This is a genomic window from Ruegeria sp. (assembly GCF_965221235.1).
Taxonomy (GTDB): domain Bacteria; phylum Pseudomonadota; class Alphaproteobacteria; order Rhodobacterales; family Rhodobacteraceae; genus Ruegeria.
On record NZ_CBDCRS010000004.1, the window covers coordinates 3,021,347 to 3,044,037 of the forward strand.

The following is a 22,691-nucleotide window of genomic DNA, read 5'->3' on the forward strand; positions in this document are numbered from 1 at the left end:
CATATGGCTGCCCAGAACGGAAAAGACCTGTTGGTCAAAGTAGACATGAACGGCGCGGGCCTGTTCGAGACCATCGCGGGGCTGCGTGCCACGCGGGTCAGTTTCAACGCAGAAAGTGTGGATGTGACGACGCTGGAAAGTCAGGGAGGATGGCGCGAACTGCTGTCAGGGGCGGGTGTCAAGTCGGCGGCGATCTCGGGTTCGGGCGTGTTCAAGGACGCAGGCACCGATGAGCGCGCGCGTCAGCTGTTTTTTGACGGTGAGACGCCGGGTTTTCAGGTGATCATTCCCGATTTCGGCATCGTCGAGGGGCCGTTTCAGGTAACCGGTATCGAATATGCCGGCTCGCACAACGGCGAGGCGACCTATGAAATGAGCCTGGCGAGCGCCGGCGCTCTGACCTTTACGGCGCTGTAATCCGATGGCCAATCCGTGGACGGGTGAGGTGGTATTGACCATCGACGGGCAGCGACGGGTGCTCAAGCTGACGCTGGGTGCTTTAGCGGAATTGGAACAGGAATTGGGCGCCGGATCTCTGGTCGAGCTGGTTCAGCGATATGAAGGCGGAGCTTATTCCAGTGGTGACGTGCTGGCGCTGGTCGTGGCCGGGCTGCGCGGCGGCGGAGCGGATGTGACACGCTCCGACCTGCTGAGCGCCGAGATCGAAGGCGGTCCCATGGCCGGCGCCAAGGCGGCAGCCGAACTGCTGGCGCGCGCCTTCATGGTGCCGGGGGGCGCATGAGCGGGTTCGACTGGCCCGCCCTGATGCGGGCCGGTTTCCTCGGCCTGCGGCTGACGCCGGATCAGTTCTGGCGTCTGACCCCGGCCGAGTTGCGGCTGATGCTGGGGCAGGGCGCGGGGATGCCCGCGATGAACCGGGAGGGTCTGGACGCGTTGTTGGCGGCCTACCCGGACAAGGAACAAGGAGAGCGTGATGACGGATCGTGACGGTTTGGACGATTTGCAGGAACGGGGCGAGGCGCTGGGCGACTCGTTGTCTGATGCGGCGTCGATGGCGGCGGCATTTGATGGCCAGATGAAGCGGATCAGTGCGGCCTTCGAGGAAACCGGTAAGGACGTCGCCACGTTGGAGCGCGGCATGTCCGGCGGGTTGCGCAAAGCGTTTGACGGGGTGGTGCTGGACGGGATGAACCTGTCGGATGCGCTGGATATCCTGAAAAACTCGATGATCCAGACGGCGTATGCGGCTGCGATCAAGCCTGTGACGGATCATTTTGGCGGATTGCTGGCCAATGCGGCGGGCGGGTTGGTCCAAGGTATTCTGCCTTTTGCAGATGGCGGCAGTTTTTCGCAAGGTCGCGTGATGCCCTTTGCCAATGGCGGCGTGGTCAGTGGCCCGACAACCTTTCCGATGCGCGGTGGTACCGGGCTGATGGGTGAGGCCGGACCCGAAGCGATTATGCCGTTGGCACGCGGTCCGGATGGAAAGCTGGGCGTGCGTACGTCGGGCGGCGGGCGCGCGGTGAACGTGGTGATGAATATAACCACGCCCGATGTGCAGGGTTTCCGTCGCAGTCAGGGGCAGATTGCAGCACAGATGAGCCGCGCTTTGGGTCGCGGTAATCGCAACAGATAACCAAGGGAGCAGGCCATGAATTTCCACGAGGTGAGATTTCCCGCCAGTCTGAGCTTTGGCTCGGTCGGCGGACCAGAGCGGCGCACGGATATTGTGACGCTGGCCAACGGGTTCGAGGAGCGCAATACGCCCTGGGCGCATTCACGCCGTCGTTACGACGCTGGTCTGGGAATGCGGTCGCTGGATGACGTCGAGACGCTGGTGTCGTTCTTCGAGGCCCGTCAGGGTCAGATGTTCGGGTTCCGCTGGAAAGACTGGTCCGATTACAAATCGGGGGCAGCTTCAGCGGATGTGGATCAGGGCGATCAGGTGATTGCGCGCGGCGATGGCGTGCAGACCGCGTTTCCACTGATCAAGACCTACAGCTCGGGCGGGTTCAGCTATGTGCGACCTATCGTTAAGCCGGTGTTGGGAACGGTGCGGGTCGGGCTGGAGCAGGATGAAATGCGCGAAGGTGTCGACTTCGAAGTGGACCTGAACAGCGGTTTGATCACATTTACGGCCCCACCTCCCGAGCAGGTTGAGATCACTGCCGGGTTCGAGTTCGACGTCCCGGTCCGGTTCGACACCGACAGGATTCAAACCAGCGTGGCTAGCTTTCAGGCGGGCGACGTCCCCAATGTTCCAGTGGTTGAGGTGCGTGTGTGATGAGCGGGGATAAGCAGGGGCTGCACACCCATTTGCAATCGGGTCTGACCACTACCTGCCGGTGCTGGGCGATCACGCGCGCCGACGGGCAGGTTTATGGCTTCACTGACCACGATATGGAACTGCGCTTTGACGGGCTGACCTTCAAAGCTAGCACCGGCCTGACCGCCACGGCGATTGAACAGGCCACGGGGCTATCCATCGACAATTCCGAGGCGATGGGGGCCTTGTCGGACGCTGCGGTGAGGGAAGAGGATATCGAGGCTGGGCGCTTTGACGGAGCCGAGGTCCGCGCGTGGCTGGTCAACTGGGCCGCGCCGGAACAGCGTGCCATGCAATTCAGGGGCTCGATCGGTGAGATGCGCCGCGCGGGTGGTGCTTTTCATGCCGAGCTGCGCGGTTTGACCGATCTGCTCAACCGCCCGTTGGGTCGGATTTATCAAAAACCATGCACCGCCGTTCTGGGCGATGGATCGTGCAAGTTCAACACCAACGCGCCCGGCTATTGGGCCGAGGCTGAGATTGCAGGTTTGACCAGCGGCAGCTTTCTGCAATTGAAAGGGGCCGAAGCATCGGACGCCGCCTGGTTCGAGCGTGGCAGGCTGGATGTCATCTCGGGGCAGGCGCGCGGGCTTTGGGCCTCGATCAAGCAGGATGAACAGGTAGCGGGTGGTCGCAATATTACGCTTTGGTCGGGCATCAGTGGCGGGCTGGCTGTGGGGGATCGGGTCAGGCTGACTGCCGGGTGCAACAAGAGCATGCAAGCTTGTCGGCAAAAGTTCAACAACTTGCTGAATTTTCAGGGGTTTCCCGATCTGCCCGGCGAAGACTGGATGATGGCCGTTCCCAAACAGGGCAACCCGAACACCGGGGGCAGCATACGATGACCGTTTCGCGTCAAGACATCGTGGACGAAGCCCGCAGCTGGCTGGGAACGCCCTATGTACATCAGGCCTCGGCCAGAGGGGCAGGCACCGATTGCCTTGGCTTGCTGCGCGGGGTTTGGCGCGCGCTGCACGGGGCAGAGCCTGAAGCTGCGCCAAGCTACAGCATGGACTGGTCGGAACCACAGGGTGAGGAGCGCCTTTGGGCCGCCGCGCGCCGTCACCTGATCGGCAAAAGTTTTGATGAGCTGGCCGCAGGGGACATCCTGTTGTTCCGTATGCGCGCTGGGCGTGTCGCCAAACATGTAGGCATTGTAAGCGATGCCGGAACCGTGCCGCGCTTTATCCACGCATATTCCGGCCACGGGGTCGTCGAAAACACGCTGAGCGATCCCTGGCGCCGCCGGGTTGTCGCCTGTTTTGAATTCCCGCAGGAGGCAAAATAAATGGCAACAATAGTTCTTTCCGCAGCCGGTGCCGCGATCGGTGGCGCAATCGGCGGCACCGTTCTGGGCCTGTCGACTGCTGTAATTGGGCGAGCAATCGGCGCAACTCTGGGCCGGGTGATTGACCAGCGCTTGATGAGCCAATCGGTGATGGGCGGTGGCAGCGAAGTTGTCGAGACCGGCCGCCTGGACCGTTTCCGTCTGACCGAAACCGGCGAGGGCGCGCCCGTTGCGACAATCTTTGGTCGTATGCGGGTGGGGGGACAGGTGATCTGGGCCTCGGACTTTTTGGAAACCCGTAGCACCAGTACCGTCACACAAGGTGGTGGCGGCGGCGGCAAGGGCGCCCCAAAGGCGCCCGAGGTCACGACGACAACACACAGCTACAGCTACTCAATCTCGCTGGCCGTTGCCGTGGGTGTGGGGCAGATATCGGATGTGCTGCGCGTCTGGGCAGACGGGGAAGAACTGGAACGCGCGGGTCTGAACATGCGCGTTTACCACGGGACGCAAACACAGCTGCCGGACCCTTTGATCGAAGCCATTGAGGGTGCAGGTCAGGTTCCGGCCTATCGTGGAACCGCCTATGTGGTGATCGAGGATCTGCAACTGGCCAATTTCGGTAACCGAGTGCCGCAGTTTTCCTTTGAGGTCGTGCGGCAGGAACAGCCCGGGTTGCCGGATACTCCGACCGCCCTGTCCCGAACGATCCGGGGCGTTGCGCTGATGCCGGGCACCGGTGAATACGCGCTGGCCAGTCAACAGGTCAACTATACCAAGGGGCCGGGCGAGAGCTGGGCGGCGAATGTCAATTCGGCCTCTGGTATCTCGGATATGGTGACGTCGATCCGCGCATTGCGGACCGAACTACCCGCCTGCGATGCGGCATCGCTGGTGGTTTCGTGGTTCGGTGATGATCTGCGCGTCGGCCAATGCCGTCTTGAACCCAAGGTACTGCACAAGAATATCGAAGGCGAGAACATGCCCTGGCAAGTTGCTGGCCTTGATCGACAGGCGGCAAAGGTCGTTCGGCACGAAAACAATCGCCCTGTTTATGGTGCTACTCCGGCCGACGCGTCGGTCGTGCAGGCGATCCGTCACCTGAACAACGTTGGCAAGCGCGTGATGTTCTATCCGTTCATCCTGATGGATCAACTGCGTGGCAACGGTTTGCCCGACCCTTGGTCGGATGCCGGGCATCAGCCGCATCTGCCTTGGCGTGGACGGATTACATTGGACACCGCGCCGGGCCGGGCCGGATCGCCAGATCAGACCGCTGCGGCAGATGTTCAGGTCAACTCGTTTTTTGGGACTGCGCGGGCCAGTGATTTTGTAGTCGGCGATGGTACGGTTACATATACCGGCCCTCAGGAATGGGGGATGCGCCGGTTCATCCTGCACTATGCGGCGCTGTGCAAAGCGGCTGGCGGGGTGGCTTCGTTCTGCATCGGGTCCGAGATGCGCGGGCTTACCCAAATTCGCGGCCTGACCGGCTTTCCCGCCGTGGCGCAACTGCGGTCGCTGGCGGCCGAGGTGCGCGCCATTCTGGGGCCGAACACCAAGATCGGCTACGCCGCCGACTGGAGCGAGTATTTCGGTTATCAGCCGAGTGATGGCTCAGGCGACCGGTATTTTCACCTCGACCCGCTTTGGGCCGATGACAACATCGACTTTATCGGTATCGACAACTACATGCCTCTGTCCGACTGGCGCGATGGTGAGGATCACCTCGACCTTCAGGGCGGGGCTGACGCGATCTACGATCTTGAGTACCTACGCAGCAACATCGAAGGCGGCGAGGGGTATGACTGGTATTATGCTTCGCCCGAAGAAGCCGAGGCGCAAATCCGCACGCCGATCGAAGACACCGACCACAATGAGCCGTGGATCTGGCGCTACAAAGACCTGCGGAATTGGTGGTCGAACCCGCATCACGAGCGAATTGGGGGCGTGCGGCAAACCAATCGCACAGATTGGGTGCCAAACTCGAAACCGATTTGGTTTACCGAGCTTGGATGTGCTGCCATCGACAAGGGGACAAATCAGCCGAACAAGTTTCTGGACCCGAAATCGTCTGAATCCAGCCTGCCTAAGTACTCAAATGGCCTGCGCGATGATTTCATTCAGGTACAGTATCTGACGGCCATGCTGGGGTATTGGTCCGATCCGAAAATCAACCCGCCATCCGATGTGTATAGCGGCCGAATGGTCGACATGAACAACGCTTATGTCTGGGCTTGGGATGCGCGCCCTTACCCGACCTTCCCCAATCTGCGCAGTCAGTGGAGCGACGGTGAAAACTACGCCCGCGGCCATTGGCTGAATGGACGGTCCGGGTCGCGCGCTCTGGCTTCGGTCGTGACAGAAATCTGCCATGGGGCAGGGGTGACGGATATCGACGTGTCGCAGCTGTATGGCGTGGTCCGGGGGTATGTGATCGAGGATGTGTCGACCGCTCGGGCGGGTTTGCAGCCGTTGATGCTGCGCTATGGGTTCGACGCGATTGAGCGGGATGGCCTGTTGGTGTTCCGTATGCGCGATGGTCGACATGTCGAAGAACTGAACACCGACCTGCTGGCGGAAAGCGCCGATATCGAAGGGCGCATCGAGTATCGCCGAGAGGCTGAGGCCGAACTGACCGGGCGCGTGCGCCTTCGGTTCGTCCAGTCCGATGCAGATCACGATATCGTCTCGGAAGAGGCGGTGCTTCCGGATACCGAAACGCATGCGGTTTCGTTGAATGAAATGCCTTTGTCTCTGACGCGGGCCGAGGGGCGACAGACGGCCGAACGCTGGTTAAGCGAGGCGCGGGTGGCCCGTGAAACCGCCCGGTTTGCATTGCCTCCGTCGAAGCTGCATCTGGGGGCGGGCGATGTCGTCACTTTGGGCGGAGATGGGCAGGGCGCACGTTATCGTATCGACCGTCTGGAGCAGGCGGATCTGCAAATTGCCGATGCCGTCCGCATCGAACCGGGCGTCTATGCCGCAACCGATCTGCCGGATGATGTGGTGACAGCTCACCCCTTCGTGGCGCCGGTCCCGGTTCTGCCGGTATTCATGGATCTGCCCCTGATCACCGGAGCCGAGCAACCCCATGCGCCCTATCTGGCCGCAACCGCAAATCCATGGCCGGGCGCTGTCGCGGTTTACTCGGCGGCGAGCGATGAGGATTACGCCCTGCAAGAGGTGATCTCGGGGCAGGCTGTCATAGGCTTCACCGAAACGCCACTGATGCGGGCCAGCGCTGGCATCTGGGACGAGGGTGCGCCGCTGCGGGTCAATCTGGTCGACGGCTTGCTGGAATCCCGCCCACGGACGGCCTTGCTGAACGGAGCGAATCTGGCCGCCATCGGAGATGGGACGTCCGGGAATTGGGAGCTTTTTCAGTTTGCCGATGCGTCCCTTGAGGAAGCCGGGGTCTTTTCCCTGTCCAGTCGATTGCGAGGACAATTAGGCACGGATGCAAACATGCCGGATGTATGGCCCGAGGAGTCGATGTTCGTTTTGCTGGATCAACGTGTCTACCAAACCAGCTTGTTGCGGTCCGAACGCCGCGTGGCAAAACACTATCGCATCGGCCCCGGGTCGCGCGGTTATGACGATCCCTCATTCGTGCATCTTGTCGAAGCCTTTGAAGGCAACGGTCTGCGCCCCTATGCGCCCGTGCATTTGCGGGTCGCTTCATCACCGGCTGGGGATCACCTGTCATGGATACGGCGCACCCGTCAGGACGGGGATGACTGGGCCGGGTTGGACGTGCCGCTTGCAGAGGAAAGCGAAGCCTATCTGGTTCAGATACGATCCGCTGGTGTTTTGGTGCGGGAACACGTGGCGACACAGCCAATGTGGACCTATTCGGACGCAATGCAGTCACAGGACGGGATCAACGGGCCGTACGAAGTAAGCGTTGCGCAGATCTCGGCAAGTTTCGGGCCCGGACTGCCAGCACGGCTGACGGTGGGACAGGGCTGATCATGCGCCCTGTCCTGCACGGAGACGTCAGTGCCGCGGCGCGGGTCTTATTGACCGCGCCGCCCGCAAACCGAGACCGCCTGTGCGCCCGGATGATCCATGAGGCGGAATTAGCCGATAAACATGTCGTGAAGACTGGAACGCTTCATCCGCTGTTCGGCAACGGCTCATTAATGGCAACCGCGCGTAACAGACTGCTGGCTGACGAGCCGGGGTTTGACGATCTGAACTATTGCCAGTGTTTCGAATTGGTCCTGCGCCACCTGATCCGATTTCAGATTAACCAGATGCGCAACTGACACATTTGGTGGCGGCGAGGTCCAGTTTCAGCCGGCCCTCGGGAATATCCTCGCCGCAGTCCTTACAATAGCCGTACTCTTCCTCTTGAATACGGTTCAGTGCGGCTTGAAGCCTCAACACTTCATTGTCCCGGTTGACCTGTTGCGCCTTGGCCATGGCCTGATTCTGCAAAGCATCCATCCGGCTCAGGCGACCGATGGCTTGCTGATCCAGTTCGACGATGGCCTGCGCCTGTTTTTCCGCGGCAGAATGGACTGCAAGCTCGGCCAAACGCGCCTCTATCTGGGCTTGGAACTGGGCCAACACAGTCTCATTCATTTTTGTTACCTTGCCGATCATGGGTTTGCGTTTGGAAATTTTGCAACTAAATGGCATTCTAGGCGCAGCAAAGGAACAAAAGCCATGTTGGAAACGCGCAGTCATGTGACACCGGTTGATCCGGTCTGGAATCGCATCACGACAGAAGCTCAGGCGGCGGTCGAGAACGAGCCGTTGATGGGTGGTCTGGTTCACGCCTGTATTCTGCACCACCGCAGTCTTGAGCGGGCGCTGTCATACCGGGTGTCGGCCAAGCTGTGCTCGAACGAAATGTCGATGATGGTCCTTCGCGAAATCGTGGACGAAGCCTATGCCGATGATGCCTCGCTGATCGAAGCGGCGCGCGCGGACCTGATGGCTGTGTACGAGCGTGATCCGGCCTGCCACCGGTTGTTGCAGCCGATTCTGTACTTCAAGGGCTACCAGGCGATGCAGGCCTATCGCGTCGCGCATTGGCTATGGAACAAAGGCCGTCATGATCTGGCGTATTTCTTCCAGATGCGCTCATCCGAGATTTTCGGGATCGACATCCACCCGGCCGCGAAGATCGGTAAGGGGATTATGATCGACCATGCCCATTCCATCGTGATCGGTGAAACGGCCGTTGTCGGAGACAACGTGTCGATGCTGCATTCGGTGACGCTGGGCGGGACCGGCAAGGAAGAAGAACAGCGCCATCCGAAGATCGGCAACGGTGTTCTGATCGGGGCTGGGGCCAAAGTTCTGGGTAATATTGAGGTCGGCCATTGCAGCCGCATTGCCGCTGGATCGGTAGTTTTGCAGCCAGTGCCTGCGTGCAAGACCGTCGCTGGCATTCCCGCCAAGATCGTGGGCGAGGCCGGATGCGATCAGCCCTCGATCTCGATGGATCACATGTTAGGCAAAGACCAGTAAGAATTAGTTCGAGCGGTTTTTCTTTCGGTTCAACCGCTCGAGCCGTTTTTCTTCGCGCCGCTTTTTCCGATCTTCGATGCGTTTTTGTTGTTCGGCTCGTTGCTGTGCAATGACGGCTGGGTCGTTGGATTTGAACTTTGAGTTCTCACCCGGATAGCTGTTTGGCTTCGCGATTCCAGCTGCGGGCAATGTGGTGGCGGTCAGAGCAACCAAGAGCAGGATTTTCGTCGAATTTGTGAAGGCCATAGCTCACCTCTTGCATCTGCGTTTCCTGTGCAACCAAGGTGGTATGGTAATGGCGATTGAGCAATCGCCCGGCTGATCACGTCTGCTCACATCACGGCTGTGATCGGTTTGGCTGCGCAAGGTCAGTGACCCTGCGCAACCTTTGTTCAAGGTCAGGCCAGCATGACCATCGGGTTTTCCAGATTGTCGACGATGGCTTGCAGGAGCTCTGCCCCAAGCGCGCCGTCGATGACCCGGTGATCGACGGACATGGTGACGGACATGACAGTGGCGACCGCCAATTCTCCGTCATCGCCGACGACTGGCTTTTTGACGCCTGAACCGACCGCCAGAATGCCTGCATGTGGCGGGTTCACGATGGCGTCGAAATTGTCGATGCCGAACATGCCGAGGTTCGAGACCGCGAAGGTGCCGCCCTGATATTCATGCGGTGCCAATTTGCGCTCGCGGGCGCGACCGGCGAGGTCCTTCATCTCGGTCGACAGAGCGGACAGCGACTTAGTGTCAGCATCTTGCAGGACCGGAGTGAACAACCCACCCTCAATGGCAACCGCAACGGCAACGTCCGAGGGTTTCAGTTGCAGAACCCGGTCACCGGCCCAGACTGCGTTACAGGCAGGAACCTGTTGCAGGGCGTTGGCGACGGCTTTGATGATGAAATCGTTGACGCTCAACTTCACGCCACGGCCTTCCAGCTGCTTGTTCAGCTGGCTGCGGAATTTCAGCAGTGCATCCAGCTTGATATCGCGGCGCAGGTAGAAATGCGGGATGGTCTGCTTGGCCTCGGACAAGCGCGCGGCGATGGTTTTGCGCATCCCGTCGAGCTTGATTTCCTCGTATTCGCGGCCCTCGTACATACGGGCCACGGCATCTGCCGAAGGACCAGCCGGAGCAGCCGCCGCTGGCGCTGTTGAAGCAGGAGCAGGGGCTGCGGCCGGAGCCGTCGCGGTTGCGCCTTCGACGTCTGCCTTGACGATACGACCATGCGGGCCGGAACCGGTGATCTGTGCCAGATCGAGCCCTTTCTGCGCGGCGATACGACGGGCCAGAGGCGAGGCAAAGATACGACCGCCATCCGCCTTGACCGGAGCGGCCGGGGCAGGAGCAGGCGCCTCGGACGCCGCTGGCGCGGCAGCCTCGTTGCCCGCGGCGGCTGGTGCAGCCGAAGGCGCTGCGGCAGGTGCTGCGCTAATATCATCTGCGCTTTCGCCATCTTCCAGCAGAACTGCGATGACGGTGTTGACCTTGACCCCTTCGGACCCTTCGGGGATCAGGATCTTGCCAACGGTTCCTTCGTCGACGGCCTCGAACTCCATCGTGGCTTTGTCGGTTTCAATCTCAGCCAGCAGGTCGCCAGAGGAGACAGTGTCGCCCTCTTTGACCAGCCATTTGGCAAGTGTGCCTTCCTCCATGGTCGGCGAAAGGGCGGGCATCAGAATTTCTGTGGGCATCTGTCTGTCGCTCCTTACCGGTAGGTCACTTGTTTGACGGCAGCGATCACCTCATCGGTGGTGATCAGTGCCAGCTTTTCGAGGTTCGCGGCGTAGGGCATCGGGACGTCCTTGCCGGTGCAGTTGATCACGGGCGCGTCGAGGTAATCGAACGCTTCCTGCATCACGACCGAACTGATGTAGCTGCCGACCGAGCCTTGCGGCCAGCCTTCTTCGACAGTTACCAGACGGTTGGTTTTCATCACCGAGTTAATGATCGCACCGGTATCCATCGGGCGGATGGTGCGCAGGTCGATAACCTCGGCGCTGATGCCGTCCTCGGCCAGTTTGTCGGCGGCTTCCAGTGCGTATTGCATGCCGATGCCGAAGCTGACGATGGTCACGTCCGAGCCTTCGCGCCAGATGCGGGCTTTGCCCAGCGGGATGGTCAGATCATCCACTTGCGGCACATCGAACGACCGACCGTAAAGGATTTCATTTTCCAGGAAGACCACAGGGTTGGGGTCACGGATCGCCGATTTCAGCAGGCCTTTGGCGTCGGCTGCCGAGTAGGGCATCACGACTTTCAGGCCGGGGATCTGCATGTACCAAGCGGCGTAATCCTGCGAGTGCTGGGCAGCCACGCGGGCTGCGGCACCGTTGGGGCCACGGAACACGATGGGGCAGCCCATTTGCCCGCCGGACATATAAAGCGTTTTGGCGGCGGAGTTGATGATCTGGTCAATCGCCTGCATGGCGAAGTTGAAGGTCATGAACTCGACAATTGGCTTCAGCCCACCAAAGGCAGAACCAACCGCGATACCGGCAAAGCCATGTTCAGTGATCGGGGTGTCGATCACGCGTTTAGAACCGAATTCGTCCAGCAGGCCTTGGGAGATTTTATACGCGCCTTGATATTCGGCGACTTCCTCGCCCATCAGGTAGACGTCTTCGTCGCCGCGCATTTCCTCGGCCATCGCGTCGCGCAGGGCTTCGCGGACAGTTTCGGATTTCATCTCGGCATCTGCGGGCCAGTCTGGCGACAGGTCCACGACCGGAGCGGCGGGTGCAGCGGCAGGAGCGGGGGCCTCAACCGCCGCAGGGGCGGCCTCGGTCACCGCTGCGGCTGCGGGCGCAGCCGTGGGCAGGGCGGAGGCGTCTTCGCCTTCTTCCACTAGTACTGCGATAGGGGTGTTGACCTTGACCCCTTCGGTGCCTTCGGCAATCAGGATCTTGCCAACGATGCCCTCATCGACAGCTTCGAACTCCATCGTCGCCTTGTCGGTTTCGATCTCGGCCATGATGTCGCCCGAGGATACGGTGTCGCCTTCCTTGACCAACCATTTGGCCAGAGTGCCCTCTTCCATCGTGGGCGAAAGGGCGGGCATGAGAATTTCGGTTGCCATGTCTTATTCGTCCTCTCAGGCGTAAATGTCGGTCCAAAGCTCTTCGACGGAAGGCTCGGGGCTTTCTTTTGAGAATTCGGCGGCTTGATTGACGATCTCTTTGATCTCTTTGTCGATCGCCTTCAGGTCATCCTCGGTCGCGTGTTTGCCGGTCAGCAGCAGCTCGCGCACATGTTCGATAGGATCGCTTTGTTCGCGAACCTTCTGCACCTCTTCACGGGTGCGGTACTTGGCCGGGTCTGACATCGAGTGGCCGCGGTAGCGGTACGTTTTGACCTCAAGGATGTAAGGACCCTTGCCCGCGCGGCAATGCGCAACGGCCTTTTCGCCCGCAGCCTTTACGGCCAGCACGTCCATACCGTCGACGATCTCTCCGGGGATGCCGAAGGCTTCTCCGCGATGGTAAATATCCTTGGTCGAGGTCGAGCGTGCCTGCGATGTGCCCATGGCATACTGGTTGTTTTCGATCACGAAGATAACCGGCAGGTCCCAGATCGCCGCCATGTTGAAGGTCTCGTAGACCTGGCCCTGGTTTGCGGCGCCGTCACCGAAATAGGTGAAGGTCACGCCGCCGTTTTCTTTGTACTTGTCAGCAAAGGCCAGACCCGCACCCAACGGAACCTGCGCGCCAACGATGCCGTGGCCGCCATAGAAGTGCTTCTCTTTCGAGAACATATGCATCGAGCCGCCTTTGCCTTTCGACAGACCGCCTTCGCGCCCGGTAAGTTCGGCCATGACGCCGCCCGGGTCCATTCCACAGGCCAACATGTGGCCGTGATCGCGGTAGGAGGTGATCCGCTTGTCACCTTCCTTGGCTGCGGCCTCTAGGCCCACAACAACGGCTTCCTGCCCGATATAGAGGTGGCAGAAACCACCAATCAGACCCATACCGTACAACTGGCCAGCCTTTTCCTCGAATCGGCGGATCAGCAGCATCTCTCGGTAGTAGGTGGTAAGCTCTTCTGCAGAAACATTTGGTTTCTTTGTGGTTTTTCGCGCAGCCATTGTGGCGATCTCCCCCTTTCGGACAGATAGTTTAGCGTTAAACTATCTCATAAAGCATTTCCGGCTTTCTGGCGAGGGTAAATGTGACGCAGCGTAGTTTCGCGCAAAATCAGGCCGTTCTGCGAAGATCGGAAATTCAGCGCGTCAGTTATTTTCGAAGATTCTGATCCGGGATCAGCGGATGACGATTTCGTCCGAGCGGATCATGCCCAGGATTGATCGGGCCTGCTGATCCAACAGATCGAGGTCGAGGTAGGTGTCGGACAAACGGCGGGTCAGGTTTTCCATTTCCGCGATCTCGGCCTCAAGCTTGGCGAGGTCGCGCGACAGGGCGTCCCGTTCCGCTGCAATCTCGACCCGTCTGAACAGGCCGTAGTCGCCCTGCACGGCGGCGAAGGTGAAATACACACCCAGCATAAATGCCACCATGAAGAAAACGACTGCGCCCAAACCGGGCCGATGGGAACGGGACACTCTGTTTACCGCCGTATGAACTGCCTCAATAACGTGCCCTTTCCGGGCATCTGCAAGCACTATGTCACAGGTGATTCGGCTTGTGAATCCCCTGATTCGCAAAAAGCGTGTCCGCAGGTGAATTTATTCTTCCAATGCCGCGACGCCGGGCAGGGTTTTGCCTTCCATCCATTCCAGGAACGCGCCTCCGGCGGTCGAGATGTAGGAGAAATCCTTGGCCGCACCTGATGCGTTCAGAGCCGCGACCGTGTCACCTCCGCCCGCGACTGAGATCAACTGACCCGACCGCGTCAGTGCCGCCGCTTTAAGCGCAGCAGCATTGGTTGCGGTATCGAAAGGTTCGATTTCAAACGCACCCAGCGGACCATTCCAGATCAGGGTCTGGCTTTTGCCAAAGATGTCCGAAATGCTGGCGACGCTGTCAGGACCGGCGTCCAGGATCATACCGTCATCGGTGCATTGATCCGCAGGTAGCACTTGGTGCGGAGCGTTGGCTTCGAACTTTTCGGCGACAACCACGTCCGAGGGCAGGACGATCGTGCAGCCCGAGTTTTCCGCTTTGGCCAAAATCTCTGCCGCAGTGTCCTTCATTGCGGTTTCGGCCAGTGATTTCCCGACGTTCAGGCCTTGGGCCACGAGGAACGTGTTCGCCATGCCGCCGCCGATCACCAGATAATCCACTTTGTTGATCAGGTTGCCTAGCAGCTCCAGCTTGGTGGACACCTTCGCGCCGCCTACCACAGCGGTCACGGGGCGATTGGGCGCGCCCAAAGCACCCTCCAGCGCCTCAAGCTCGGCCTGCATCAGACGTCCTGCGCACGAAGGCAACAGGCGGGCGATAGCCTCGGTCGAGCTGTGGGCACGGTGCGCGGCTGAAAACGCGTCGTTGCAATAGACCTCACCCAGTTTGGCCATGCCTGCGGCCAGATCGGGGTCGTTTTTGGTTTCGCTTGCGTGGAAGCGGGTGTTTTCCAACAGCAGTACCTGGCCGGGTTGCAGGGCGTCGGCGGCCAGTTCAGCCTCGGTGCCGACACAGTCTGCGGCGAACAGGACGTTCGCGTCAAAGGCGGCCTCAAGCGTGGGGATCAGCTGCTTCAGCGACAGGTTCTCGCGTCGTTCACCGCCGGGGCGCCCGAAATGGGCCAGCAGGATGGGTTTGCCACCAGCGGCAATGATGTCGCGAACTGTCGGAACGATGCGCTGGATACGGGTTGCGTCGGTCACGACACCGTCCACCACCGGGACGTTGATGTCCACGCGCACCAGCACGCGTTTGCCGTTCAGGTCCATATCGTCCAACGTTTTCCAGCCCATCGTTCCATCCTTGCCGTTAAAACCGATTTAGGCGGTTCTTTTCCTGCATTTTGCCCTCAGGTCAATGCGTCACTTGGCATTCATGCGTCCGCGTCATAGGTATTTGCGCAAGACAAACGACAGGAGGGCCTCATGGCCGAGATCAAGGATCCCGAAAACACCATCATCATCGAGCTGAAAGACGGCAATGTCGTCATCGAACTGCTGCCCGACGTGGCCCCGCAGCACTCGGCCCGGATGAAAGAGCTGGCGCGCGGTGGTGAGTATGACAACGTGGCCTTTCACCGTGTGATCGACGGCTTCATGGCGCAGACCGGCGACGTGCAGCATGGCGACATGGAAGACGGGTTCAACCTGCGTATGGCGGGCACTGGTGGGTCGGCGCTGCCGAACGTTCCGGCGGAATTCTCGAAGCTGCCGCATGATCGCGGTACTCTGGGTGCGGCGCGCTCGCAGAACCCGGACTCGGCCAATTCGCAGTTCTTCATCAACTTCAAGGACAACCACTTCCTGAACGGCCAATACACCGTTTACGGCCGCGTCATCGACGGGATGGAACATGTTGATGCTATCGTACGAGGCGAGCCGCCTGCGAGCCCCGATCGCATGATCAGCGTCAAGGTGGCGGCCGATGTATAAGCTCGCCGCCGCGTTTGCTCTGCTAGCCAGCCCCGCGCTGGCGACAGGGCTTCAGATCGAGATCGAAGGTGAGGGCGCCAATGGCACCGTCACCGTCGACCTGTTCGAGGATATCGCCCCCAAACATGTCGAGCAGATCAGCGCTCTGGCCGCCGAAGGCAAGTACGATGGCGTGGTGTTCCACCGCGTGATCGACGGCTTTATGGCGCAGACCGGAGACGTTGAGCATGGCCGTCTGGGCAGTGACCTGCGTCGTGCGGGTACAGGCGGATCTGACCGCCCCGATCTGCCGGCAGAGTTCTCGGACTTCAACTATGACCGGGGTGTCGTGGGCATGGCCCGCGCGCAGGACCCGAACAGCGCGAACTCGCAGTTCTTTATCATGTTCGAGCCCGGACCGTTCCTGAACGGCCAGTATACGGTTGTGGGGCAGGTCACGGATGGCATGGATGTGGTCGATGCGATCAAGCGCGGGGACGGCCCCAACGGTGCTGTGATCGGTCAGCCGGACGTGATGAAAAAGGTCACCGTCACCGAATAAAACACTGCCCGGTGCGACTGCTTCGCGCTGGGCCAGCCTTATCCGTCGCGGCGCTGTACCTCGTGGGCAGCTAACCCCCTCGGGACAATGAGACCCTTAAGGCGCGCGATCAGCCCGTTCTGGTCAATGTGGCGCTTGTAGGCCCGATAAGAGGGGACTTTCGACAGGCACCTCTCTTCATACCACGCCCGCATGAAATAGATGAAATTCACGCCCAGCAGAGCCAGGCAATTCGCCAGCCCGGTCCAAAAGTCGACGGCGAAGAATGGGATCGAGATCATCCACCAGCTCAGGTTCTTGCTCAGATAAGCCGGGTGTTTGCTGATGTTATAGGGGAAATCGCAGGCCAGCCCGCGATAGGTCAGGTTGGAAAACCTGAGCCCCATGCGCGCTTCGGACATTGCGTAAATGGCCAGAAGGGCCAGGATTGTGCTGCCCCATAGGGCATATAGAACCGGATAGTCTCCAAGCCACACGCCCCAGGTGAACCCATCTTCGTCATAATTGAAGTACTCGCGCGACAGCAGCTGCCAGAACGGCGCATAGCAGGCGATGCAGACCAGCCATCCGCCAACAGACGTTTCAGTCCACCGAATGTGAGAGTTCAGCAACCGCGTTGCAGTGGCATACCCAATCACAACAATTGTCAGGTCGAAGAAGAACGAGAACCTGAACAAGTACTGATACACATCGGGAAAACCGGCCGAGTCCCAAAGCGGGGTGGAGGCCAGATAGGTCCAGTCCTCAACCAGATAACAGAACATAAGCGGCAGGAAATAGCCTTTGATACAAAGGCTGAGAAGGTAGACTTTCAAACCGCGGCTCTCGGTTCTGGGCGCCGTCGGAGCCAGCACCAGTCGCCCGAGTTGCCATAATCCGTCACGCCGGTGCCGCATTGAGAAATGAACGGCAGTAACGTTGATCAGCACGACGCCAAGAATGAGCGGCCAGAAATCCGCGACCAACGAAAAGAAAGGTTGATACCACGGGTCTTTGTATAGGTCTGCGGTGGAATAAAACGCGGCGAGCAAAGCGAGAGTGGCAGCAAGTCCAACCAATTTATCAAGGTAATCGCGCAGATATCCGGAATTTTGAAAGTTCGCCGGATTGAACACCAGACCTGACCCCAGCGATCGGTGAGGCCCGGAAAGAGCGCGTTCGGACAGCACGAGAATGACGAATATGGTCAGTACAAACAGTGCGGCCTGATCACGTGAAGACACGTCCGGCATGGCAGGCCACAGATAGTGAACAAGCGGGATGGCCGCCATCGTCACAAGGCCAGTCTTACCGGGAATGGCGGATGCCGGGCGCTTGACTTTGGAGTTTGCCATTCTGTTGCCGGACCTTCCACTGCCTGGTGGCATTGTTCCCTTATTGAGGAGCGGTTTCAACAGTTTCGTGGAAAGGCCGTGCAATCGCCTTTGGGGTGTGAATTGGACCCCGGGCGGAATGTGACTGACGCCGTAAGTCCGGCGTCAGCAGTTTCTTCAGACGATTAGTCGTCGCCCATCGCCTGCCAGATCAGCGCCCCAATGGCCGCTCCGATCAAAGGGGCCACCCAGAACAGCCAGAGCTGCGACAGGGCCGGGGCATCCGCAAACAAGGCCACGCCGGTCGAGCGCGCCGGATTAACGGATGTGTTCGTCACCGGGATCGAGATCAGGTGGATCAGCGTCAAACACAGGCCAATGGCGATCGGGGCGAAGCCTTCGGGGGCAAAGTTGGATGTTGCGCCCAGAATGACGATGATGAAGAACGCGGTCATCACGATCTCGATCACCAGCGCGGACATCATTGAATAGCCCTCGGGAGAAGCTTCTCCGTAACCGTTTGAGGCAAAGCCACCGACGCCTTCAAACCCGGGCGCGCCGCTGACTATCAGGTAGAGAACGGCTGCCGCGGCGATTGCGCCGATCACCTGCGCGATCCAATAGGGGATCAGGTCTTTGGCCGGGAACCTGCCGCCGATCATAAGGCCGAGGCTGACCGCCGGGTTGAAATGCCCGCCCGAGATATGCCCGACCGCATAGGCCATAGTCAGAACTGTCAGACCGAAGGCAAAGGAAACACCCAGCCAGCCTATGCCCACATCGGCGACGCCTGCTGCCAGGACGGCGCTGCCGCACCCGCCCAGCACCAGCCAGAACGTGCCGAAGAACTCGGCCATAAGTTTTGATGACATGAAGTATCCTCCTGAAAATACTGATTTAAGGTTAATTCAAAAATCATATTTTGTGAAACGGAGAGGAACGGGGAAATTTCTATCGTTCTGTTCACGGCTGAGGTCTGAACCCTAGCGCCAGCTGACCGGGTCCAGCCGGAACAGTTTCGACAGTTGGTCGTACACCTCAGGTACAGCAGCTTTCAGGTCGCGCGGCTGTTCAAAGAAAACCTCGACCGAGACGGCAAAGAACTCCTCGTGCCCGGTCGCACCGTAAGGGTCGATCACGGTATGTTGGCCGCGTTCCACGGCGCGGACATGGGCGTCATAGGCGGTCAGAAAGACACGCTCCCACTCTGCAAAACTCTGACCGTCGCTGAGGATTGGAACGCCGTTTGTGCCACCCGAGAGGTCGTCGACCTGATGCGCAAATTCATGCAGGACGACGTTCTGGCCATCATGATCGTTCGCAGCGCCTTGTTTGCTGTGAGACCACGACAGGATGACCGGCCCGCGATCCCAGCTTTCGCCAGTGCGGATGATTTCTTTTTCACTGACGACGTAACCATCCTGCCTGCGCTGACGGGATTTGAAGGCGCTGGGATAAATCAGGATGGTCGTCAGATGATCGTACCATTGGTCGCTGTTGACCAGCAGCAGGCTGGCTTGCGCAGCGATGGCCAGTTCCATTTCTTCCGTGACTTCCAGCCCGTCGCAGCCATGAAACGTGACCTGATCCAGAAACAGGTTCACCTTGCCATCCAGCTTTGCGCGCAGATCTGCGGGCAGGCGGCGGATCAGGGGTACTTGCTGTTCTATCACGTTGCGCTGACGCGGACTCAGAGGCGTGGAGAGCAGTTCCTGGCGGGCCTGCGACTTGGACCAGTGGCGGTAAACGAAAATACCTGCGATCAGCAGCAGGAGTGAGAAAAAGATCAACATGTCAGAACCCTATACCGACAATGTACAGCGGCAAGGGCAAAAGAAAACGCCGCGGGAAAGCCCACGGCGTTCGATCTTCAAAAGTGTCAGGTCAGCGTTACTGCTTGACCTCGGAGGCCGGGTTGGCACCCGATTTGCCGCTGCGACCCGGGTTCAGCGGGTCGTCCTGACGCTGCACGGAACCTTCGAAATGCGCGCCGCTTTCGATGGCGATTGTCTTGTGGATGATGTCGCCTTCGACACGTGCGGTCGAGGTCAGGCGTACTTTCAGACCACGCACGCGGCCCACGATCCGGCCGTTGATCACAACGTCATCGGCGGTGACTTCGCCCTTGATGGTCGCGGTCTCACCAATGGTCAGCAGATGCGCGCGGATGTCGCCTTCGACTGTGCCTTCGACCTGAATGTCGCCCGATGTCTTCAGGTTGCCTGTGATGTGCAGGTCCGAGGACAGTACCGATGCCGGCGGCTTGGGCTTGGGCGCGGTGCTGGCCTTGCTTTCCGACGGGGCAGGTGCAGCCGGAGTTGCCGGAGCAGCAGGTTTTGCTGCCTCAGTCTCTTTCGCTCCGGGCTCGTTGATTTTGCTCTTAGAAAACATTTCTCGCAGCCTTGATGTATGTCATTGGATTTACAGGTTTTCCGTTCGCACGCACCTCATAGTGCAGATGTGTGCCGGTAGACCGTCCGGTGCTACCCATATCAGCAATATGATCCCCGCGCGAGACCCTTTGGCCAACCTTTACGCGGATCTTGGTGTTATGAGCGTAAAGAGTCTCAATTCCAAAGGCGTGCTGGATCTTAACCAGACGCCCAAAGCCAGACTGCCAGCCCGCATGAGTCACAACGCCATCGGCAGTGGCGAAGATATCCGTGCCGGGCGCGCCCGCGAAATCCGCGCCGTTGTGCATGCGGCGGCCGCCGGTCTTGGGGTCTCGGCGATGGCCAAATCCGCTGGTAAAACGCACAACGTCACGCACCGGGCTGGCAAAGGGGGCCTTTTCGGCTGCGATGCGGTACAGGTTCAGCTGATCCATCTGTTGCAGCAGGGTATTTGCGCGGATCTCGTCGGGGGTCAGGTCCTCACCACGCGTGCTGAAAGAGATAGGAGTCAGGGGTCCGCCCATACCGCTGTAACCACGGCGGACCTCTTCAATGATACGGTCGGTTGGCATACCGGCCTGGCGGAACATCTTGTCGAGCGGTTCGACCGAGATCACCATCGCCTCTTCCAGCTGGCGGAAGATCTCGTCGCTGCGCTCCTGCATCAGCTGAATTTCCAGCTCAAGCTCGTCGCGTTGCGCCAGCGCATCCTGCGCATCTGCGGCGATCTGATCGCGCTCTGCGGCTGTTCGAACCAGAGCTTCGGTCATGAAATTCATCTGCTCGGGGTCGGACAGAGCGGCGAGGTACATGTCGCCTTCGTCAGCCTCAACCTGCATGCTGGCCAGTTCGGTGCGGGCTTCTTCGCGCTGCTTCATGGTGGCGCGCAGGGTGGTCTGAATGACCTCGATACCTGTTTCTAGCTCGCGACGCCGGTTTTCCGAAGCCAGCAGTTCCGACTGCATCGCCGAAATCTGTTCCAGCGCGGCGTTGAACCGGTCTTGCGCCATCAGCGCCTCTTGCGCGCGGGCATCGCGTTCAGCGGACAGGATGTTGAGGCGTTCCTGATAGGTTGCCTGATCCCGTTTGGCCTGTTCGCGGAAATTCCCCGATCCGATGCTGTCCATCAACAGGATCGCCGTGGCCACCGCGGTCCAGCCGACGATCACGGCAACACCGGCCACCGCAGCCACCTGCGTTTCCGAGCTGAGCCGGATGAACCGTGTGTCGTTGTCAGATTTCAGAAAGACCCGGCGCTCCGGGAAATGCCGTTCAAGCAGTGAGTGTAGTTTTATTGCCAGACGGGTTCGCACGCGTCTTTACCTCTCATCCCCAAGATTCGGGACCGGTCGTGAGTGATAGCCGTCCCTTGGGCGAAGTGCATAGAGGGCGACTGGCGTTTGGGCAAGTTTGTTAACCAGTTCACACATAAAACCCTCATATTCCCGCCAATTCTCGGCGGGAATTTGCCGATAACGTCAACTTGAGCGTGTTTATTGCGCGGTTCCCGGCGCGGGCAGGTCTTCGGTCAGCGGCCAGTAGAAATCTGGCGGCAACCCAGCTTCGGCGCGTTTTTCCTCGTTAAACGGCGGTTTAAGGACGCCGTGGAAATAGCGCCGGACCAGTTCGTGAAAGACATCCTTGGGGTCGGCGTTTTCACGCCCGCACAGGAAATGGAACCATTTTGAGCCATAGGCCACATGACCGACTTCTTCGGCGTAAATCACTTCAAGTGCGGCGATGGCCTGATCTGCCTTGGCCTTGCGGAAGATGTCGATCATGCCGGGGGTCACGTCCAGCCCGCGCGCCTCAAGCACCATCGGGACCACGGCCAGCCGACCCATCAGATCTTCGGCCGTATCCTCAGCCGCGCGCCACATTCCCGCGTGGGCGGGCAGGGCACCATAATGGCTGTCCATGCTTTCCAAACAATCGCAGACCATCTCGAAATGGCGCGATTCCTCTTCGGCGCATTTCACCCAATCATCGTAAAACCCGATCGGCATCGGCACATGACCAAAGCGAGCGATGATGTCCCAATGCAGGTCGACCGCGTTCAACTCGATATGCGCAACCGCATGCAGCAGGGCGATGCGGCCCGCCTCGGATCCCGGTTTGCGTTTGGGAACCTCGCGCGGAGACAGCAGTTCGGGGCGATCCGGGCGCGCCGGTTGCGGCGGAGGCGATGCAGTGCCGATCTCTATGGCTGGCGCATCGCCGGTGCGAGAAGCAAACCACGCGGCGGCGTGGCGTTTGGACAGGGCGGTCTTTTCCCGCCCATCCGCCGTGGTCAGAACTTCGGTCGCCATCTGGGTCAGCGTCTTGGACACCGGCTTTCTCCGTTAATTGAATTGCGCGGGTCTTAGACCGGATGGCGACCGTGGTCGAGAGGGGTCACAGGGTGCGCACGGCCTCCAGCACCTCATCCACGTGACCGGGGACTTTGACCTTGCGCCAGAGTTTGGCGATCTTGCCCTCGGCGTCGATGATAAAGGTCGAGCGTTCGATGCCCATCGACTTGCGCCCGTACATGTTCTTTTCAACCCAAACGCCATAGTCCTCGCAAACGGTCGAGCCTTCGTCCGACAAAAGCGGCGTGGTCAGGTTATGCTTGGCGACGAATTTGTCATGCTTGGCCACACTGTCGCGCGAGATGCCGAAAACGTGAGCACCCGCATCAGCAAAGGCTTGAAGTTGTTCTGAGAAACCGATGGATTCCTTGGTGCAGCCCGGCGTATCATCACGGGGATAGAAGAACAAAACCACCGTGCCACCGCGCAGGGCGGACAGGGTAACCTCGCCACCCCCATCGCGGGGCAAAGTGAAATCAGGGGCGATGTCTGAAACGTCGGGCATTGGAAACTCCGCTAA

26 protein-coding genes are annotated in these 22,691 nt (G+C 59.7%); 12 read left to right on the top strand and 14 right to left on the bottom strand.

Translation table 11 applies throughout. The features are described 5' to 3' along the window. Positions 1–3: 3 nt before the first annotated feature. The 9 genes from ACOQOY_RS18385 to ACOQOY_RS18425 are packed head-to-tail and all read left to right on the top strand — an operon-like array spanning position 4 to position 7,846. The gene (locus ACOQOY_RS18385; RefSeq protein ID WP_420586782.1) at positions 4–417 is read left to right on the top strand and encodes a phage major tail protein, TP901-1 family; all 414 of its coding nucleotides are present in this window, start codon (positions 4–6) and stop codon (positions 415–417) included. Positions 418–421: 4 nt separating this feature from the next. Next, positions 422–742 (top strand): gene transfer agent family protein, encoded by a 321-nt coding sequence (locus tag ACOQOY_RS18390; RefSeq protein ID WP_420586783.1) that lies wholly within the window; start codon positions 422–424, stop codon positions 740–742. Then, entirely contained in the window at positions 739–948 is a 210-nt protein-coding gene (locus tag ACOQOY_RS18395) for a rcc01693 family protein (RefSeq protein ID WP_420586784.1), read from the top strand. Before ACOQOY_RS18390 ends, ACOQOY_RS18395 begins: the two co-directional genes overlap by 4 nt. After that, positions 935–1,597, top strand: coding sequence for a phage tail tape measure protein (locus tag ACOQOY_RS18400; RefSeq protein ID WP_420586785.1), 663 nt, complete (start codon positions 935–937; stop codon positions 1,595–1,597). The genes ACOQOY_RS18395 and ACOQOY_RS18400 overlap by 14 nt, the downstream gene beginning before the upstream one ends. 15 nt (positions 1,598–1,612) lie before the next feature. Next, positions 1,613–2,245 (top strand): phage distal tail protein, Rcc01695 family, encoded by a 633-nt coding sequence (locus ACOQOY_RS18405; protein ID WP_420586786.1) that lies wholly within the window; start codon positions 1,613–1,615, stop codon positions 2,243–2,245. Then, positions 2,245–3,132 carry a DUF2163 domain-containing protein gene (locus tag ACOQOY_RS18410; protein ID WP_420586787.1) on the top strand — a complete coding sequence of 296 codons (888 nt, stop codon included), beginning with the start codon at positions 2,245–2,247 and terminating at the stop codon, positions 3,130–3,132. Before ACOQOY_RS18405 ends, ACOQOY_RS18410 begins: the two co-directional genes overlap by 1 nt. Beyond that, the gene (locus tag ACOQOY_RS18415) at positions 3,129–3,575 is read left to right on the top strand and encodes an NlpC/P60 family protein (RefSeq protein ID WP_420586788.1); all 447 of its coding nucleotides are present in this window, start codon (positions 3,129–3,131) and stop codon (positions 3,573–3,575) included. The genes ACOQOY_RS18410 and ACOQOY_RS18415 overlap by 4 nt, the downstream gene beginning before the upstream one ends. Next, positions 3,576–7,547 (top strand): baseplate multidomain protein megatron, encoded by a 3,972-nt coding sequence (locus ACOQOY_RS18420; protein ID WP_420586789.1) that lies wholly within the window; start codon positions 3,576–3,578, stop codon positions 7,545–7,547. It begins immediately after the preceding gene. Positions 7,548–7,549: 2 nt separating this feature from the next. Next, positions 7,550–7,846: a hypothetical protein gene (locus ACOQOY_RS18425; RefSeq protein WP_420586790.1), complete on the top strand. Its 297-nt coding sequence runs from the start codon at positions 7,550–7,552 to the stop codon at positions 7,844–7,846. Here ACOQOY_RS18425 and ACOQOY_RS18430 read toward each other — a convergent pair. Beyond that, positions 7,827–8,186, bottom strand: a complete 360-nt coding sequence (locus ACOQOY_RS18430) for a TraR/DksA family transcriptional regulator (RefSeq protein ID WP_420586791.1) — start codon at positions 8,184–8,186, stop codon at positions 7,827–7,829. The two genes, ACOQOY_RS18425 and ACOQOY_RS18430, sit on opposite strands and share 20 nt — an antisense overlap. A 63-nt stretch (positions 8,187–8,249) precedes the next feature. Between ACOQOY_RS18430 and cysE the strand changes: the two genes are divergently transcribed. Next, positions 8,250–9,059: a serine O-acetyltransferase gene (cysE, locus tag ACOQOY_RS18435; RefSeq protein WP_420586792.1), complete on the top strand. Its 810-nt coding sequence runs from the start codon at positions 8,250–8,252 to the stop codon at positions 9,057–9,059. A gap of 3 nt (positions 9,060–9,062) precedes the next feature. Here the strand turns inward: cysE and ACOQOY_RS18440 are convergent, their stop codons facing one another. From ACOQOY_RS18440 to ACOQOY_RS18465, 6 genes are all read right to left on the bottom strand, one after another. Beyond that, complete coding sequence (locus ACOQOY_RS18440) at positions 9,063–9,305, bottom strand: hypothetical protein (protein ID WP_420586793.1); 243 nt, start codon at positions 9,303–9,305, stop codon at positions 9,063–9,065. A gap of 152 nt (positions 9,306–9,457) precedes the next feature. Next, complete coding sequence (locus tag ACOQOY_RS18445; protein WP_420586794.1) at positions 9,458–10,756, bottom strand: pyruvate dehydrogenase complex dihydrolipoamide acetyltransferase; 1,299 nt, start codon at positions 10,754–10,756, stop codon at positions 9,458–9,460. Between the two features lie 14 nt (positions 10,757–10,770). After that, positions 10,771–12,141 (bottom strand): pyruvate dehydrogenase complex E1 component subunit beta, encoded by a 1,371-nt coding sequence (locus tag ACOQOY_RS18450; protein ID WP_420586795.1) that lies wholly within the window; start codon positions 12,139–12,141, stop codon positions 10,771–10,773. Positions 12,142–12,156: 15 nt separating this feature from the next. Continuing rightward, on the bottom strand, positions 12,157–13,146 hold the full coding sequence (pdhA, locus tag ACOQOY_RS18455) for a pyruvate dehydrogenase (acetyl-transferring) E1 component subunit alpha (protein WP_420586796.1): 990 nt from the start codon (positions 13,144–13,146) through the stop codon (positions 12,157–12,159). 174 nt (positions 13,147–13,320) lie between these two features. After that, positions 13,321–13,620, bottom strand: a complete 300-nt coding sequence (locus ACOQOY_RS18460) for an FtsB family cell division protein (RefSeq protein WP_420586797.1) — start codon at positions 13,618–13,620, stop codon at positions 13,321–13,323. Positions 13,621–13,743: 123 nt separating this feature from the next. Then, complete coding sequence (locus tag ACOQOY_RS18465; protein ID WP_420586798.1) at positions 13,744–14,934, bottom strand: phosphoglycerate kinase; 1,191 nt, start codon at positions 14,932–14,934, stop codon at positions 13,744–13,746. A gap of 132 nt (positions 14,935–15,066) precedes the next feature. Between ACOQOY_RS18465 and ACOQOY_RS18470 the strand changes: the two genes are divergently transcribed. Together ACOQOY_RS18470 and ACOQOY_RS18475 are read left to right on the top strand one after the other, a co-directional pair. After that, positions 15,067–15,573, top strand: coding sequence for a peptidylprolyl isomerase (locus tag ACOQOY_RS18470; RefSeq protein ID WP_420586799.1), 507 nt, complete (start codon positions 15,067–15,069; stop codon positions 15,571–15,573). Beyond that, positions 15,566–16,114, top strand: coding sequence for a peptidylprolyl isomerase (locus ACOQOY_RS18475; RefSeq protein WP_420586800.1), 549 nt, complete (start codon positions 15,566–15,568; stop codon positions 16,112–16,114). Before ACOQOY_RS18470 ends, ACOQOY_RS18475 begins: the two co-directional genes overlap by 8 nt. A gap of 38 nt (positions 16,115–16,152) precedes the next feature. Here the strand turns inward: ACOQOY_RS18475 and ACOQOY_RS18480 are convergent, their stop codons facing one another. From ACOQOY_RS18480 to ACOQOY_RS18510, 7 genes are all read right to left on the bottom strand, one after another. Next, positions 16,153–17,448 carry a hypothetical protein gene (locus ACOQOY_RS18480; protein WP_420586801.1) on the bottom strand — a complete coding sequence of 432 codons (1,296 nt, stop codon included), beginning with the start codon at positions 17,446–17,448 and terminating at the stop codon, positions 16,153–16,155. Positions 17,449–17,612: 164 nt separating this feature from the next. Continuing rightward, the gene (aqpZ, locus tag ACOQOY_RS18485) at positions 17,613–18,299 is read right to left on the bottom strand and encodes an aquaporin Z (RefSeq protein WP_420586802.1); all 687 of its coding nucleotides are present in this window, start codon (positions 18,297–18,299) and stop codon (positions 17,613–17,615) included. Positions 18,300–18,410: 111 nt separating this feature from the next. Beyond that, positions 18,411–19,220, bottom strand: a complete 810-nt coding sequence (locus tag ACOQOY_RS18490) for a zinc-dependent peptidase (RefSeq protein ID WP_420586803.1) — start codon at positions 19,218–19,220, stop codon at positions 18,411–18,413. A gap of 97 nt (positions 19,221–19,317) precedes the next feature. Continuing rightward, entirely contained in the window at positions 19,318–19,818 is a 501-nt protein-coding gene (locus ACOQOY_RS18495; RefSeq protein ID WP_420586804.1) for a bactofilin family protein, read from the bottom strand. After that, positions 19,808–21,133 carry a DUF5930 domain-containing protein gene (locus tag ACOQOY_RS18500; protein ID WP_420586805.1) on the bottom strand — a complete coding sequence of 442 codons (1,326 nt, stop codon included), beginning with the start codon at positions 21,131–21,133 and terminating at the stop codon, positions 19,808–19,810. The genes ACOQOY_RS18495 and ACOQOY_RS18500 overlap by 11 nt, the downstream gene beginning before the upstream one ends. A gap of 180 nt (positions 21,134–21,313) precedes the next feature. After that, positions 21,314–22,129: a ferritin-like domain-containing protein gene (locus ACOQOY_RS18505; protein ID WP_420587275.1), complete on the bottom strand. Its 816-nt coding sequence runs from the start codon at positions 22,127–22,129 to the stop codon at positions 21,314–21,316. Positions 22,130–22,214: 85 nt separating this feature from the next. Then, positions 22,215–22,676, bottom strand: a complete 462-nt coding sequence (locus tag ACOQOY_RS18510) for a peroxiredoxin (protein WP_420586806.1) — start codon at positions 22,674–22,676, stop codon at positions 22,215–22,217. Positions 22,677–22,691 lie beyond the last annotated feature (15 nt).

Excerpts from the sequence above, each read along its gene's own strand:
- ACOQOY_RS18385 (WP_420586782.1), top strand. The coding sequence starts at position 4 with ATGGCTGCCCAGAACGGAAAAGACCTGTTGGTCAAAGTAGACATGAAC.
- ACOQOY_RS18390 (WP_420586783.1), top strand. The coding sequence starts at position 422 with ATGGCCAATCCGTGGACGGGTGAGGTGGTATTGACCATCGACGGGCAG.
- ACOQOY_RS18395 (WP_420586784.1), top strand. The coding sequence starts at position 739 with ATGAGCGGGTTCGACTGGCCCGCCCTGATGCGGGCCGGTTTCCTCGGC.
- ACOQOY_RS18400 (WP_420586785.1), top strand. The coding sequence starts at position 935 with ATGACGGATCGTGACGGTTTGGACGATTTGCAGGAACGGGGCGAGGCG.
- ACOQOY_RS18405 (WP_420586786.1), top strand. The coding sequence starts at position 1,613 with ATGAATTTCCACGAGGTGAGATTTCCCGCCAGTCTGAGCTTTGGCTCG.
- ACOQOY_RS18410 (WP_420586787.1), top strand. The coding sequence starts at position 2,245 with ATGAGCGGGGATAAGCAGGGGCTGCACACCCATTTGCAATCGGGTCTG.
- ACOQOY_RS18415 (WP_420586788.1), top strand. The coding sequence starts at position 3,129 with ATGACCGTTTCGCGTCAAGACATCGTGGACGAAGCCCGCAGCTGGCTG.
- ACOQOY_RS18420 (WP_420586789.1), top strand. The coding sequence starts at position 3,576 with ATGGCAACAATAGTTCTTTCCGCAGCCGGTGCCGCGATCGGTGGCGCA.
- ACOQOY_RS18425 (WP_420586790.1), top strand. The coding sequence starts at position 7,550 with ATGCGCCCTGTCCTGCACGGAGACGTCAGTGCCGCGGCGCGGGTCTTA.
- ACOQOY_RS18430 (WP_420586791.1), bottom strand. The coding sequence starts at position 8,186 with ATGATCGGCAAGGTAACAAAAATGAATGAGACTGTGTTGGCCCAGTTC.
- cysE (WP_420586792.1), top strand. The coding sequence starts at position 8,250 with ATGTTGGAAACGCGCAGTCATGTGACACCGGTTGATCCGGTCTGGAAT.
- ACOQOY_RS18440 (WP_420586793.1), bottom strand. The coding sequence starts at position 9,305 with ATGGCCTTCACAAATTCGACGAAAATCCTGCTCTTGGTTGCTCTGACC.
- ACOQOY_RS18445 (WP_420586794.1), bottom strand. The coding sequence starts at position 10,756 with ATGCCCACAGAAATTCTGATGCCCGCCCTTTCGCCGACCATGGAGGAA.
- ACOQOY_RS18450 (WP_420586795.1), bottom strand. The coding sequence starts at position 12,141 with ATGGCAACCGAAATTCTCATGCCCGCCCTTTCGCCCACGATGGAAGAG.
- pdhA (WP_420586796.1), bottom strand. The coding sequence starts at position 13,146 with ATGGCTGCGCGAAAAACCACAAAGAAACCAAATGTTTCTGCAGAAGAG.
- ACOQOY_RS18465 (WP_420586798.1), bottom strand. The coding sequence starts at position 14,934 with ATGGGCTGGAAAACGTTGGACGATATGGACCTGAACGGCAAACGCGTG.
- ACOQOY_RS18470 (WP_420586799.1), top strand. The coding sequence starts at position 15,067 with ATGGCCGAGATCAAGGATCCCGAAAACACCATCATCATCGAGCTGAAA.
- ACOQOY_RS18475 (WP_420586800.1), top strand. The coding sequence starts at position 15,566 with ATGTATAAGCTCGCCGCCGCGTTTGCTCTGCTAGCCAGCCCCGCGCTG.
- ACOQOY_RS18480 (WP_420586801.1), bottom strand. The coding sequence starts at position 17,448 with ATGGCAAACTCCAAAGTCAAGCGCCCGGCATCCGCCATTCCCGGTAAG.
- aqpZ (WP_420586802.1), bottom strand. The coding sequence starts at position 18,299 with ATGTCATCAAAACTTATGGCCGAGTTCTTCGGCACGTTCTGGCTGGTG.
- ACOQOY_RS18490 (WP_420586803.1), bottom strand. The coding sequence starts at position 19,220 with ATGTTGATCTTTTTCTCACTCCTGCTGCTGATCGCAGGTATTTTCGTT.
- ACOQOY_RS18495 (WP_420586804.1), bottom strand. The coding sequence starts at position 19,818 with ATGTTTTCTAAGAGCAAAATCAACGAGCCCGGAGCGAAAGAGACTGAG.
- ACOQOY_RS18505 (WP_420587275.1), bottom strand. The coding sequence starts at position 22,129 with ATGGCGACCGAAGTTCTGACCACGGCGGATGGGCGGGAAAAGACCGCC.
- ACOQOY_RS18510 (WP_420586806.1), bottom strand. The coding sequence starts at position 22,676 with ATGCCCGACGTTTCAGACATCGCCCCTGATTTCACTTTGCCCCGCGAT.